The 13450-nt window shown below is 60.8% G+C and carries 11 protein-coding genes; 5 read left to right on the forward strand and 6 right to left on the reverse strand.

The window, feature by feature from the left end; genetic code table 11:
* Positions 1-55: 55 nt before the first annotated feature.
* From AAC029_RS11900 to gap, 3 genes are all read right to left on the reverse strand, one after another.
* A complete protein-coding gene (locus AAC029_RS11900) occupies positions 56-1102 on the reverse strand; it encodes a class I fructose-bisphosphate aldolase (protein WP_339748007.1) in 1047 nt (348 codons plus the stop codon).
* 121 nt (positions 1103-1223) lie between these two features.
* A complete protein-coding gene (locus AAC029_RS11905) occupies positions 1224-2435 on the reverse strand; it encodes a phosphoglycerate kinase (protein ID WP_339748010.1) in 1212 nt (403 codons plus the stop codon).
* A 24-nt stretch (positions 2436-2459) separates the two neighbouring features.
* Positions 2460-3470: a type I glyceraldehyde-3-phosphate dehydrogenase gene (gene gap, locus AAC029_RS11910; RefSeq protein WP_339748013.1), complete on the reverse strand. Its 1011-nt coding sequence runs from the start codon at positions 3468-3470 to the stop codon at positions 2460-2462.
* A gap of 278 nt (positions 3471-3748) precedes the next feature.
* Here gap and AAC029_RS11915 point away from each other — a divergent pair, with 278 nt between their 5' ends.
* Together AAC029_RS11915 and AAC029_RS11920 are read left to right on the forward strand one after the other, a co-directional pair.
* Positions 3749-4957, forward strand: a complete 1209-nt coding sequence (locus AAC029_RS11915; protein ID WP_339748016.1) for an NAD-dependent epimerase/dehydratase family protein — start codon at positions 3749-3751, stop codon at positions 4955-4957.
* A gap of 295 nt (positions 4958-5252) precedes the next feature.
* Positions 5253-6104 (forward strand): acyl-CoA thioester hydrolase/BAAT C-terminal domain-containing protein, encoded by an 852-nt coding sequence (locus tag AAC029_RS11920; RefSeq protein WP_339748018.1) that lies wholly within the window; start codon positions 5253-5255, stop codon positions 6102-6104.
* 125 nt (positions 6105-6229) lie between these two features.
* On the opposite strand, the gene AAC029_RS11925 is transcribed toward AAC029_RS11920, so the two are convergent.
* Both AAC029_RS11925 and argE read right to left on the reverse strand, forming a co-directional pair.
* Positions 6230-6490 carry a hypothetical protein gene (locus AAC029_RS11925; RefSeq protein WP_339748021.1) on the reverse strand — a complete coding sequence of 87 codons (261 nt, stop codon included), beginning with the start codon at positions 6488-6490 and terminating at the stop codon, positions 6230-6232.
* Between the two features lie 3 nt (positions 6491-6493).
* The gene (gene argE, locus AAC029_RS11930) at positions 6494-7666 is read right to left on the reverse strand and encodes an acetylornithine deacetylase (protein WP_339748023.1); all 1173 of its coding nucleotides are present in this window, start codon (positions 7664-7666) and stop codon (positions 6494-6496) included.
* A 121-nt stretch (positions 7667-7787) separates the two neighbouring features.
* On the opposite strand from argE, the gene AAC029_RS11935 reads away from it, so the two are divergent.
* The 3 genes from AAC029_RS11935 to AAC029_RS11945 all read left to right on the forward strand — a co-directional run bounded on the left by AAC029_RS11935 (position 7788) and on the right by AAC029_RS11945 (position 12785).
* Positions 7788-9278 carry a pilus assembly protein TadG-related protein gene (locus AAC029_RS11935; protein WP_339748025.1) on the forward strand — a complete coding sequence of 497 codons (1491 nt, stop codon included), beginning with the start codon at positions 7788-7790 and terminating at the stop codon, positions 9276-9278.
* Positions 9279-9362: 84 nt separating this feature from the next.
* A complete protein-coding gene (locus AAC029_RS11940; protein ID WP_339748027.1) occupies positions 9363-10928 on the forward strand; it encodes a pilus assembly protein TadG-related protein in 1566 nt (521 codons plus the stop codon).
* Between the two features lie 183 nt (positions 10929-11111).
* Positions 11112-12785 carry a pilus assembly protein TadG-related protein gene (locus AAC029_RS11945; protein WP_339748030.1) on the forward strand — a complete coding sequence of 558 codons (1674 nt, stop codon included), beginning with the start codon at positions 11112-11114 and terminating at the stop codon, positions 12783-12785.
* Here AAC029_RS11945 and AAC029_RS11950 read toward each other — a convergent pair.
* Positions 12782-13450 carry an FKBP-type peptidyl-prolyl cis-trans isomerase gene (locus AAC029_RS11950; RefSeq protein ID WP_339748033.1) on the reverse strand — a complete coding sequence of 223 codons (669 nt, stop codon included), beginning with the start codon at positions 13448-13450 and terminating at the stop codon, positions 12782-12784. The genes AAC029_RS11945 and AAC029_RS11950 overlap by 4 nt on opposite strands.

The raw sequence follows: 13450 nt of genomic DNA on the forward strand, positions 1-13450 counted from the left end.
AGAACGGGGCCCGCTTGCGGGCCCCGTTTTTTATGGATCGATCAGTGCGGGCGCGTTACGACCCGGCCAATTCCTGTTCCATCGCGGCATCATATTCACCCAGCGCGGCGAGGCTGTTCATTTTGGCGCGGTGGTTGAAGGCAGCTTGAGCCGCTTTGACGTTGGCGGACTTGCCGCCCCAGGCTTTCAGCGGTGCCGCCTGCAGCGCACGGCCATAGGAGAAGCTGACCGGCCAAGGCAGGTCATAGCTCGACGTGATCGCATTGAGGTGCGCGGTGGCTTCCTCGTCGGACTGACCGCCGGACAGGAAGGCGATGCCGGGCACAGCGGCCGGGACGCAATTGGCCAGGCATTGCATCGTCATGTCGGCGACTTCCTCGATGCTGGCGCGGTCGTCATTCTTCGTCCCCGAGATCACCATATTCGGCTTCAGGATCGTGCCTTCGAGGATAACGCCCTGGTCGAACAGCTCGCGATACAGGGTCTTGAGCGCGAATTCGGTCACTTCATAGCAACGCTCGATCGAGTGATCGCCATCCATGATGACTTCCGGCTCAACGATCGGAACGATATTGGCTTCCTGGCACAGCGCCGCATAGCGGGCGAGCGCGTGCATATTGGTGTTGATGCAATACTGGCTCGGCATGGATTCATCGCCATCGCGGCCGATATTGATCACCGAGCGCCATTTGGCGAAGCGGGCGCCGAGCCCGTAATAGTCGGCGAGCCGCTCACGCAGACCATCGAGGCCTTCGGTGATCATCTCACCATCACTGCCGGCCAGCCCCTTGGCACCGGCATCAACCTTGATGCCCGGGATCGCGCCAGCGTCCTGGATCAGCTTGGCCAACGGAGTGCCGTCCTTGGCTTTCTGGCGGATGGTCTCGTCATAGAGGATGACGCCGGAGACATATTGGCTCATCGCAGGCTCGGTGCGGAACAGCATTTCGCGCCAGTCGCGGCGATTATCGGCCGTATTTTCCAGCTTGATCGAGGCGAAGCGCTTGCCGATCGTCCCGGTGGATTCGTCGGCTGCCAGCAGGCCCTTGCCGGGCGCCACCATGGCACAGGCGGTTTCGTTGAGTTGGTCGAGATCCATCATGTCATCCCCAGCTTGGTTCGATCTTTATCATCAGCATCGTCTGTTTCGCCCCTTCTATACGGGGCGCGGCCAAATCCCAATACGGGAAAGGGCGCGAATTCCTGTTCTTGTCGCTGCCGGTTCAGGCGCCAACGCTATCGCGCGCCATCAACGCCTCGACACCCGGCAAGACCTTGCCTTCCATCCATTCGAGGAAGGCACCACCCGCCGTCGAAATGAAGGTGAAATCATCAGCGACACCGGCCTGGTTGAGCGCTGCGACCGTATCGCCGCCGCCACCGACGGCGACGAGACCCTGCTCGCGCGCCGCGCGGGCAACATGCTCGGCCACCGCCATCGTTGCGCCATCGAAGGGAGGCGTCTCGAACGCACCCAGAGGGCCGTTCCAGATCAGCGTCCGGCAATCATCGATCACCTGGTTGAGGGCAACCACGGTGCCGGGACCGCAATCGAGGATCATCTCGTCCGCGCCGACATTGTGCACCGCCGTCAATCGCGTTTGCGGGTTGGGCTTGAATTCGGTTGCCAGCACGACATCGCTCGGCAGGATCAGCCGGCAGCCGGCCTCTTCCGCCGCGACCAGGATCATCCGCGCCGTGTCGGCCAGATCCGCCTCGCACAGGCTGGCCCCGACCTTGATGCCCTGGGCATGCAGCAAGGTATTGGCCATGCCGCCACCGACGAAAAGGATGTCGACCTTCTTCACCAGATTCTTGAGCAAATCGATCTTGGACGAGACTTTGGCGCCGCCGACCAGCGCGATCAGCGGTCGGGCCGGCTCATCAAGCGCGGCCGTGAGCTGGTCGATCTCGCGTTGCATCGCCAGACCGGCATAGGATGGCAGAAAATGCGTCACGCCTTCGGTCGAGCCATGCGCGCGATGGGCGGCGGAGAAGGCGTCGTTGACGTAGAGATCGCCGAGCCGGGCCAGAGCGGCGGCGAAACCGGGATCATTGGCTTCCTCACCGGCCTCGAAACGCGTGTTCTGCAACAGGATCACATCGCCATTCGCCATCTCTGCAACGGCAGACGCGGCATCATCGCCGACGATGTCATCGACGAAATCAACGGCATCGCCAATCAGATCGGCCAGCGGCTGCGCCACAGGCTCCAGCGACAGGCCGGTGACGCGGCTGCCCTTGGGGCGACCAAAATGCGCCAGCAGGATCACTTTCGCGCCGGCTTCGCGCAGGAATTCAATCGTCGGCAGGGCCGATTGCAGACGGGTATCGTCGGTCACGACGCCATCGCGCATCGGCACATTGAAATCGACACGCACGAGCACGCGCTTGCCACCCAATTCAGCGTCCTGGATACGGCGGATCTTGGTCATGATGCGGTCCCTGTCTGGTCGGGCTTACTGAAACTTGCCCATCGCCACGGCCGTATCGACCATGCGGCAGGCGAAGCCCCACTCATTGTCATACCAGGTCATCACCCGGACCAGGCGCTCATCGATGACGTTGATCTTGTCGATGGCGACGATCGAGGAGCGCGGATCGTGATTATAATCGATCGAGACCAGCGGAATGCTGTCATAGCCCAGAATGCCCTTCATCGGGCCATCGGCGGCGGCGATGACGGCGTCGGAAAGCTCTTTCGCCGTTGTCGGGCGCGAAGGCACGAACACCATGTCGATCAGCGACACATTCGGGGTCGGCACGCGCACGGCGGCACCATCGAGCTTGCCGATCAATTCGGGGATCACCAGGCCAACCGCCTTGGCGGCCCCGGTCGAGGTTGGGATCATCGACATCGCAGCGGCACGGGCGCGGTGCAGATCCTTGTGATTGCGGTCCAACGTTGGCTGGTCGCCGGTATAGGCGTGGATAGTGGTGACATGACCGCGCTCGATACCGACGGCGTCATTGAGCACTTTGGCAACTGGTGCCAGGCCGTTCGTGGTGCATGAGGCGTTGGAAACGATGATGTCGGCGGCGGTCAGCTGATCGTGATTGACGCCATAGACGATGGTCTTGTCGGCATTCTTGGCCGGGGCCGAGCACAGTACGCGTTTGGCGCCGCTCCCGATATGCGCCATCGCGGCGGCCTTGTCGTTGAACTTGCCGGTGCATTCCATCACCAGATCAACGCCCATCGCCTTCCAGGGCAATTGGGACGGATCGCGATTGGAGACTTTCATGATGCGGCCGAAACCGGCATCGAGCCAGTCTTCGCCGACTTCGATCTTGCCGGGATAGCGGCCATGGACACTGTCATAGGTCAGAAGGTGGGCATTGGTCTCGGGCGTCGAACTGTCATTGATCGCCACGACTTCAACTTCGCCCCAGCGCTGGTTCTCCAACACTGCACGCAGTGCCAGACGGCCGATACGGCCAAACCCATTGATTGCAACCCGAAGCGCCATGGCTTGTCTCCTCGATACCCGTCACCGCGACCGGCGGACATCTCACCGGTCATGCTCTAAATTGGCGCGGACTTACCCGCCTTTAAGGTCGTAGTCCACCAGAGGTGTGCGGCAAAACAGCGCTGCGACACATTTATCGGCATTCGCCGGGCAGGTTGGATGTGTGCCAGCGCAGTGCTTCACCTGTCCGACCGCAGACCGGGGACTTGAAATGAAACTGTACGCCTGCGAGAAGCAGAGTAGACATCATACAAACTTCTTGGGCGGGTGCCGGTATTATGAAAGTTATCGTTCTTGGTGGGGACGGCTTCTGCGGATGGCCGACAGCCCTTTACCTCTCAAATCTCGGACATGACATCGTCGTCGTCGACAATCTCTCACGCCGCAAGATCGACGTTGAACTGGAAGTGGAGTCTCTGACCCCGATCCGGCCGATGACCGAACGTCTCGCCGCATGGAAAGAGGTTTCCGGCCGCGACATTCGTTTCGTGAACATGAATATCGGCAAGGATTTCCAGGAATTCATCGATCTGATCGAGGAAGAAAATCCCGACACGATCGTGCATTTCGCCGAACAGCGCGCCGCGCCCTATTCAATGAAGTCGGCCCGTCACAAACGCTACACCGTCGACAATAATCTCAACGCCACCAATGACGTGCTCGCCGCGATCGTCGAAAGCGGCCGCGATATCCATCTCGTCCACCTCGGCACGATGGGTGTTTATGGCTATGGCACGGCGGGCATGAAGATCCCTGAGGGCTATCTCAAGGTGAAGGTACAGACGGATAACGGGCTGCAGGATCAGGAGATTCTCTATCCGGCCAATCCGGGCTCGATCTATCACATGACCAAGACCCAGGATCAGCTTTTCTTCCATTTTTACAACAAGAACGACAAGGTGAAGATCACCGATCTCCACCAGGGCATCGTCTGGGGCACCCAGACCGAAGAGACCAAGCGCGATGAGCGCCTGGTCAACCGGTTCGATTATGATGGCGATTACGGCACAGTGCTGAACCGTTTCCTGATGCAGGCCGCCGTCGGCTATCCGCTCACCGTGCACGGCACGGGCGGCCAGACGCGCGCCTTCATCCACATCCAGGACACGGTGCGCTGCATCCAGCTGGCGATCGAGAACCCGCCAAAGGCTGGCGAGAAGGTCCGCATCATCAACCAGATGACCGAGACCCACCGGGTCCGCGATCTGGCCGCGATGATCGCTGATCTGACCCATGCCGAAGTGCAACTCGTCCCCAATCCGCGCAATGAGGCGGACGAGAACGACCTGCATGTCGAAAACGACACCTTCCTGCAGCTGGGCCTGAAGCCAATCACCCTCGCCGCCGGCCTGATGGAAGAAGTCACCGACATCGCCCACAAATATGCCGCTCGTTGCGACAAGGCGAAAATCCCCTGCATCTCCTATTGGGGCAAAGGCCGCGAAGAAGCCGCGACGCCACCGAAGCCGGTGAAGGTTGCGGGGTAAGGCTTTCCGGTCTGACGAATTGAAAAGGGGCGCCTCTCGGGGCGCCTTTTTTTGTCGTGGTCCGCCGATGAAGCGGGTCCCAGCGAGGTGGGTCGCGCCAGCATTGCGTTTGCGATAGCCTCTAGCGCGAACTCGGCGCCGGCATCGGGTTGAGCGTGCCAAGGAGCAGACGATCCCACTCAATCCACATCATTTGTTGGCGACCCTCGTGATTGCAGCCTTGGCAGTGTCTGCGAGTTCTGTGGACGCCCAGGACACCTCTGATGTACTGGGAGCGCCCTACGAAATTGTCGTCATGCCACCCATGTCCCATGCCGATGTCGTCGTACAGCTGGTCGAAATCGATCCGGATGGTGAGCGGATACCGCCACTCGTCATCCTGCTTGGCGGTTCAAACGGGGGCCTGTGGTTCGGTGACTTCCTGCACGATCTGACGGCTCGACGGATTTCCTCCCTGGGCCTTTCCTATTTCGGCCATGACGGACAACCTGACCAACTCGTCGAGCGACCTCTCGAACCAATCGCAGCTGTCATCGAGTTGGCCCGCGAAACGCGGGGCGCGCAACACAGATGCCTCGCTGTCATCGGAGTCTCAAAAGGCGGAGAGCTAGCGCTTCTGCTTGCCGCCCACGAACAGGAGTTTGTAGATCCCGGGGATCGGCTGATGGATGCCACGATCGCCGCTTCACCGAGTCATGTCGCCTGGCAGGCCCCCCACATCCGGCTGGGCGCTCGTTCGAGCTGGTCCCTGGCAGGCAGGCCGCTGGATTTCGTGCCCTACCCCTGGTTATCGACCCACCTGCCGGACGTGTTTTTCAATCGCTATGAGGTGGGGGAATACCATCTCGACGCCCTTCAAAACGAACGCGCTGTCGAAGCGGCGGCGATACCGGTTGAACGCGTTACGCACCCGACCCTGCTCATCGCCGGGCAGAATGACGCCATGTGGCCTGCGGTCCGGATGGCACAAGCGGCACTGGACCGCGCGCGCCGTCTGAACCCGGATACGCCCGTGCAGCTGGAGATCCGCGATCTGGACCATTTTGTTTTGTCCGATGCCGCTACACGTCAGCTCGCGATTGATTTTCTGATTGAAGCCTTGCGCGACGCGGCGGCCGCCGGCGACTGCCAAGCCGATTTCGAGTGAGACCGGTGAAGGTCGCGGGCCGATCCCTTCGATCCGCTGAAATGAAAAGGGCGCCTTTCGGGGTGCCCTTTTTTGTCGCCAACTTCAACAGATGGCCAGAATTTATGGCCGTCGGACTGCGCGCCTCAGTCGATGCCAACTGCCGAGTGCGCCCGGGCAGCCTCGTCCGCGATCGTGAGCAATACGGCTATGCCGGCCTTGGAACACCAGTGGGACGGATTGTCCGAGGGATAATCCAAATTCACCCGACCAGCACGCAAACGCAGGGCATTCACCGCTGGATCGGGGTCACTCACCGAGACAAAATCATCCCAGCCCCATTTCCCCAAAGCAGGGTCGCCCGTCGCAAACATCCGGATTATTTCACTCGCCTCAAGAAGCGTCATTTCCTACCCCTCCAGCACCCGCACCAACCGCTCTATAAACCCGCAACACTGATCGAGCTGATCAATCGCCACAAACTCATCGGGCTGATGCGCCTGGGTGATCGAGCCGGGGCCACAGACGACGACGGACAGGCCCGCAGCTTGGAATTGGCCAGCCTCGGTGCCATAGCTGACGACGCGGGTGGAATTATCACCGGTGAGCTGGCGCGCCAGACGTTCGGCAGAGCCGTCGGCCTCGCGGGCGAAGGCGGGGACGTTTGAGCGCACGGTCACAGTCACGCTGGCTTCGGGCGCGGCTTGGCGCATCTTCGCCTCGACCGCTGCGGCGCGCTCCCGCAAGCCTGCCTCGATTTTGTGTGGGTCATCCCAGGGTGCGGGGCGGATCAGGCTGGCGAATTGGGCATCAAGGGCGAGGATGTTGAGCGCGGTGCCGCCCTTCATCTCGCCGATCGTCAGCGTGCCGAAGGGCGGGGTGTAGGGGCTGTCAGCGGGCGCGGCGGCTTCCATTTCGGCGGCGCAATCGACCAGGTATTGCATGAGCGGCACCGCATGGGTGACGGCGCAGGCACCGTCGCGCACGAGGCTGGAATGGGCCTCACGGCCGCGCAGTTTCACCACCATCGAGAACAGGCCCTTATGGGCCGTGACGACTTTCATGTCGGTCGGCTCTCCGACGATGACGCTGGCGGGTTTGACTGGCCCCGCCATGATTTTCTCGATCATCGCCGGCGCGCCGATACAGCCGATTTCCTCGTCGAAGGAAAGTGCAATATGGAGCGGGCGTTTCAGCTTGGCGGCGGCGAACATGGGCGCCAGGGCGAGGATACATGCGGAGAAGCCCTTCATGTCGCAAGTGCCGCGCCCATAGAGCTTGCCATCACCCTTGTCGGTCAGCGTCCAGGGATCACTGGTCCAGGGTTGTCCATCGACCGGCACGACATCGGTATGGCCTGACAGCACAACACCACCATCGACCATCGGGCCGAGAATCGCGTGCAGATTGGCTTTGCGACCATCGCTGCTGGGAATGCGTTCGCAACGGGCGCCGAGCGCGCTCAGCCGCTGCTCAACATGGTCGATCAGCGGCAGGTTGGAATTGCGCGAGGTGGTGTCGAAGCTGATCAGATCACGCAATTCATCAATCGCGGTCGCAAGGAAGGGCGATGGCTGGGACATGAAGCACCTCGATCAGTTTGTCCGCTCGGTGTTAGCCGGTTTTTTACCGCAATTCCAAAACTCAATGCCCAAGCGGCAGGCCAGCGCGCAGTATCGTGCGGTTCTGAGGATTGTGAACCCGATGCCATCGTGCCTGATCTCATATCTGCGGAGCTGGGCCGCTGACCGGCGCGGCAATGTCGCACTGATGTTCTCGATCCTGTTGATGCCCTTGATGGTGCTGACGGGCGGGTCGGTCGATCTCAACCAAGCCCTCAATGCCCGCACCCGGCTGGCCCAGGCGCTCGACGCGGCGGCACTGGCCGTCGGGGTGCAGACATCGCTCAGCGAAGCAGACGCGGCCGCGTTCGCACTCGGCTTCGTGCGCGCCAATTACCCCTCGACCGAGATCGGCGAGATTGGCGGGCTGACCGTGGCGCTCGACACCGTCAACGACATTGTCACCGTCAGCGCCGAAGCCCGTGTCACCACGCATATTCTCTCCCTGATCGGGATCGATTCCATCACCGTGCATTGGGAAAGCGAAGTCCAGCGCACCCGTCGCCGGCTCGAACTGGCGATGGTGCTCGACAATACCGGCTCGATGGGCGGCTCGAAAATCTCCAGCCTGCGCGATGCCGCCCGTCTTCTGACCGACATATTGTTCGAAAGCTCTGATCCGGGCCGACTCAAGATCGGCCTCGTGCCGTTCGCCGCAACGGTGAATGTCGGCACCCGGTATGAGCGCGCCTGGTGGCTCGATCCCAATGCGCTCTCGCCGCTGCATTCGGAGAATTTCATCCCCGCCGCCAATCGCTGGGACCTGTTCGACACGATCACCAATCGCAATTGGACGGGCTGCGTCGAGGCGCGCGCCATTCCTCATGATATCGAAGACACCCCGCCCAGCGCCTCAACGCCGGAGACGCTCTTTCTGCCCTATTTTGCACCCGACGAGTCGAGCTATGGCTCCTATCCCAACAGCTATATGAGCGATCAGATGTCGGGCTCTGACCAGCGCGCCCGGATGCGCAACTCACCCAAATATACCGGCAGTTCGGTCTCTTACGGCGCCGGTCCCGGCTGGGGCTGTACCGCACGGCCGATCACGCCGCTGACCGGCGATCAAACCCTGATTAATGGCGGGATTTCCGACATGATCGCCAGCGGCACGACCAATATCCCGATCGGTGTCAGCTGGGGCGTGCGGGTCTTGTCGCCGGCCGAGCCCTTCACCGAGGGCGTGCCTTGGGGGCAGGGCGACACGATCAAGGCGATGGTCGTGCTCACCGATGGAGAAAATTATCTCAACGGATCGGGCAATAGCAATTACTCGGACTATTCGGGCTATGGCTATATGCGCGATGGTCGGCTCGGCATCGTCTCGTCCAATGACAGCACGATCCGCAATGCCCTCAATAGCCGCACCGCGGCGGCCTGCGAGTATGCCAAAAGCCTCGGAATTCGGGTTTACACCATCACCTTTCAGGTCAATTCCAGCTCGACCCGCAACATGATGCAGGCCTGTGCGACCCACCCAGGGCTGTATTTCGACTCCCCCTCCTCGGATGCGCTGCGCGATGCATTCGAGATGATCGCCGGCGATTTGAGCAATCTGCGCCTCTCGCGATAACTCACTCAAAATTAACCTGGAATTCTAACTCCGTTTTAACTCAGATCGAGTAGAGGATGAGCGAATAGATGATGGTGCCCCTGCATGTGCCTGACCCGCTTCCTCACAATTCTGTCCGGTTTCGCGAACAATCGCCGTGGCAATGTCGCGCTTATTTTTGCCCTGTCTCTAATGCCGGTGACCTTGCTCGCGGGCGGATCGGTTGATCTCAGCGCGGCGATGAATGCCCGCAGCCGGCTGGCCCAGGCACTCGACGCGGCGGCGCTGGCAGTGGGGGTCAACTCCTCGATTTCCAACGCCGATGCGCTGGTGATCGCCAATGGCTTCATCAATGCCAATTATCCCGAACGCGAACTGGGCACGATCACCAGTGTCAGCGTGACGGTCGATCCGGTTACCGACAGCGTTACGGTGCGCGGCGCGGCCGAAGTGCGCACCACCATGCTCGGCCTGGTCGGCATCCCGACGATCACCGTGCATTGGGAAAGCGTGGCCCAACGGGCCCGCCAGCGTATCGAGCTGGCGATGGTGCTCGACAACACCGGTTCGATGGGTGGGTCTAAAATCAGGGGCCTGCGAGACGCGGCGCACCTGCTATCGGAAATTCTGTTCGAAGGCGCCAATGACCCTGGCGACGTCAAGATCGGCCTTGTGCCCTTCGCTGCGACGGTCAATGTCGGGACCGGCTTCGCGCGCGATTGGTGGCTGGACCCCGATGCGACCGCGCCGATCCATGCCCAGTGGGCGGGTGGCGACCAATCAACCGAAGTCTGCACCGGGCGTGGCAATAAGCGACGCTGTACGACCACGACCATCCACCCCAATCACTGGGATTTGTTCGACGATTTGCGCAACACAAGTTGGGGCGGCTGTGTCGAGGCGCGGGCTTTGCCAATGGATATCGACGACACCGCCCCCTCGATCGGCCGGCCCGAAACCCTGTTCACCCCCTATTTTGCACCCGACGAGCCGGATCTTTCCGGGTATTCCAACAGCTATCTGAGTGACGACCTATTGAGCGGTGTGCTTGGGAGCATTCTCAACCGATTGCGCAATTTGTTGAAGTATGACGACGCCCAACCCGGTTTTAACGGGCCGAATGCGGCCTGCACGGTGACGCCAATCACACCGCTGACAACATCGCGCCCACGGGTCGACACAGCGATCTCTGCGATGGAAGCCAGCGGCAATACCAATATCGCCAACGGCATCAGCTGGGGCGTGCGCGTTCTGTCGCCACAAATGCCCTTCACCGAGGGCGTTGCCTATTCTGACCGCACGGTGCTGAAGGCGATGGTGATCCTGACCGATGGCGAGAATGTATTGTCGGGTCAGGGCAATGATTTCATGTCGCGTTACGAGGCCTACGGTTATATCAGCGATAATCGGCTCGGTGTGCGCACATCAAACAATAGTCTGCTCGCCGCCGCGCTCGATGCCCGCACCGCGGCGGCCTGCGCCTATGCCAAGGCGCAGGGGATCCGCGTTTACACGATCACCTTCCAGGTCAATTCGAGCTCGACCCGAAATCTGATGCAGGCCTGCGCAACCAGTCCAAGCCTGTATTTCGACTCGCCCTCATCTTCTGCGCTGCGCGATGCCTTCGAGATGATCGCTGGCGATCTGGCCAATTTGCGCCTTTCGCGTTAGTGCCGCCTTCGACAGGCATTTCTTCGCCGCCGATCTGCGCGGTGCCTTTGAAATGATTGCCAGTAATCGCGCCTGCTCGCTCATATCGAGATAGCTGCAGTTTGTTAACCAAACAATCTAACGTCACTTTAACTCCGAACCGCTAGAGTTTTAGCGAATGGATGGTGGTAGCCGCTTATGTTTATGGCCAGTTTTATAAAGAAGATCATTGGGTTCGCAGCAAATCGAAGCGGCAATGTCGCGGTGATTTTCGCTCTGGCACTCGCCCCGGTCACGCTGCTGGCTGGAGGTTCGGTTGATCTCAGCACGGCGATGAATGCCCGCAGTCGCCTGGCCCAGGCACTCGACGCGGCCGCCCTCGCCGTCGGCGTCAATTCCTCGATCAGCGATGCAGACGCGCTGGAAATCGCCAATGGCTTCATCAATGCCAATTATCCGGAACGCGAGCTGGGCGATATCACCAGTGTCTCGGTCACGGTCGATCCGGAGACCGACAGCGTCACCGTGCGCGGCACGGCCAAGGTTCGGACGACCATGCTCGGCTTGGCCGGCATTCAGTCGATCGATGTTCACTGGGAAAGCGTCGCCCAACGGGCCCGTCAACGTATCGAGTTGGCGATGGTGCTCGACAATACCGGCTCGATGCGGGGCTCGAAAATCAGCGGTCTGCGCGATGCGGCCCATCTTCTGTCGGAGATATTGTTCGAAGGCGCTAACGATCCTGATGACGTCAAGATCGGCCTGGTTCCCTTCGCCGCGACCGTGAACGTCGGTACCGGCTACGCGCGCGACTGGTGGCTCGACCCCGATGCGATCTCGCCAATCCACGCCCAATGGGCCGGTGGCGACTTCGTAGGTGAGACCTGCACCGTGGTCGAAACCATCGTTTCGGGTGGGCGCGGGCGTGGGCGTGGGCGTGGCCACAACAATGATGATGACGATGACGACGACGACGACGACGACGACGACGATGATGGTGGCAGCAGCGGCAGCGGAAGCACCGTCTGTACAACCACATCGATCCATCCCAATCATTGGGACCTGTTTGACACGTTGCAATATACCAACTGGGGCGGCTGCGTTGAAGCGCGATCCCTGCCAATGGATATCGACGACACGCCTCCGAATACCAGTCGGCCGGAGACACTTTTCGTGCCCTACTTCGCACCCGATGAGCCGGATATCTCAAACTATTCGAACAATTATCTTGATGACAGCCTGTTAGGTAACAGCGGCGGCGGAATTATCGAGCGCATGCAAAACCTGGTGAAATACGACAATGCCCGACCTGACTTCAACGGAGCCAATGCCGCCTGCACAGTGACGCCAATCACACCCCTCACCGAGACGCGCTCGCGCGTCGACAGCGCGATTTCTGACATGGAAGCCAGCGGCAATACCAATATCGCCAATGGTGTCAGCTGGGGCGTGCGTGTGTTGTCACCGCAAATGCCCTTCACCGAAGGCGTTTCATATGATGATCGGGATGTGCTGAAGGCGATGGTGATTTTGACCGACGGCCAGAACGTCCTCAACGGCCAGAACACTGCCTTCATGTCTCGCTATGAAGCCTATGGCTATATCAATGACAACCGGTTGGGCATCCGAACGTCGAGCAGCAATCGTCTCAGCGGCGCCCTCGACGAGCGCACCGCCGCGGCCTGCGCCTATGCCAAATCGCAAGGCATCCGCGTTTACACGATCACCTTCCAGGTCAATTCCAACTCAACCCGGAACATGATGGAATCTTGCGCGTCCAGCCCGAGCATGTATTTCGACTCGCCGTCATCCTCGGCCTTGCGAGATGCCTTTGAAATGATCGCCGGCGATCTCGCAAACCTGCGTCTTGCCCGCTAGCGCCCGCCTGGGACGTCGATCAGTTCAAGCTGGAAGACAAGCGCCTCGTCGGGGCCAATCGGACCGCCCGGCGTGCCACGGCTGCCGTAGGCCAGGTCCGGCGCGATGAACAAATCCCACGCTTCACCGACCCGCATCAGTGGCAGGGCTTCGACCCAGCCGGCGATCAGACGATCGGAGGGGAAAGTCGCCGGTTCGCCGCGGGCGTAGGACGAGTCAAACTCGCCGCCATAGGTGAACATGCCGCGATAATGGACCGTAACGAGATCGCCCGAGACCGGCGAAATGCCCGCATTGACGGGTTGGCGGATCCGAAACAGCAGGCCTGACGGCAATTCAAACACGCAAGGCTCGGCCCGGACCGCGTCGAGATAGGCGGTCGCAGCGGCGGCATTAACCTCGGCATCTTGATTGCCGTCTGCCGGGGCATCGCCGACCAGAATGGCCGTATCAGCCGCACCGACGCAGGTACGAGCCTCAGCCACGATGGCCCGTTCGGCGGTGTCCACGACTGGCGCCGCCGGCGTTGCGGCGTCTGGCGCAGCGCTTGTTTCGCTGGTGGCAGGAGCTTCGGTCGACGACGTATCGCTGACGTCAGAACTTCCATTCGAGCAGGCCGCAAGCGTCAAAGCGAGGGCTGCAGTAGTCAACAGGGCAAGTTTCAT

Source organism: uncultured Maricaulis sp. (assembly GCF_963975345.1).
GTDB lineage: Bacteria > Pseudomonadota > Alphaproteobacteria > Caulobacterales > Maricaulaceae > Maricaulis.

Coding starts and splice junctions, on each gene's coding strand:
- AAC029_RS11940 (WP_339748027.1), top strand. CDS start 9,363: ATGTGCCTGACCCGCTTCCTCACAATTCTGTCCGGTTTCGCGAACAAT.
- AAC029_RS11950 (WP_339748033.1), bottom strand. CDS start 13,450: ATGAAACTTGCCCTGTTGACTACTGCAGCCCTCGCTTTGACGCTTGCG.
- AAC029_RS11900 (WP_339748007.1), bottom strand. CDS start 1,102: ATGATGGATCTCGACCAACTCAACGAAACCGCCTGTGCCATGGTGGCG.
- argE (WP_339748023.1), bottom strand. CDS start 7,666: ATGTCCCAGCCATCGCCCTTCCTTGCGACCGCGATTGATGAATTGCGT.
- AAC029_RS11915 (WP_339748016.1), top strand. CDS start 3,749: ATGAAAGTTATCGTTCTTGGTGGGGACGGCTTCTGCGGATGGCCGACA.
- gap (WP_339748013.1), bottom strand. CDS start 3,470: ATGGCGCTTCGGGTTGCAATCAATGGGTTTGGCCGTATCGGCCGTCTG.
- AAC029_RS11945 (WP_339748030.1), top strand. CDS start 11,112: ATGGCCAGTTTTATAAAGAAGATCATTGGGTTCGCAGCAAATCGAAGC.
- AAC029_RS11925 (WP_339748021.1), bottom strand. CDS start 6,490: ATGACGCTTCTTGAGGCGAGTGAAATAATCCGGATGTTTGCGACGGGC.
- AAC029_RS11920 (WP_339748018.1), top strand. CDS start 5,253: ATGCCACCCATGTCCCATGCCGATGTCGTCGTACAGCTGGTCGAAATC.
- AAC029_RS11905 (WP_339748010.1), bottom strand. CDS start 2,435: ATGACCAAGATCCGCCGTATCCAGGACGCTGAATTGGGTGGCAAGCGC.
- AAC029_RS11935 (WP_339748025.1), top strand. CDS start 7,788: ATGCCATCGTGCCTGATCTCATATCTGCGGAGCTGGGCCGCTGACCGG.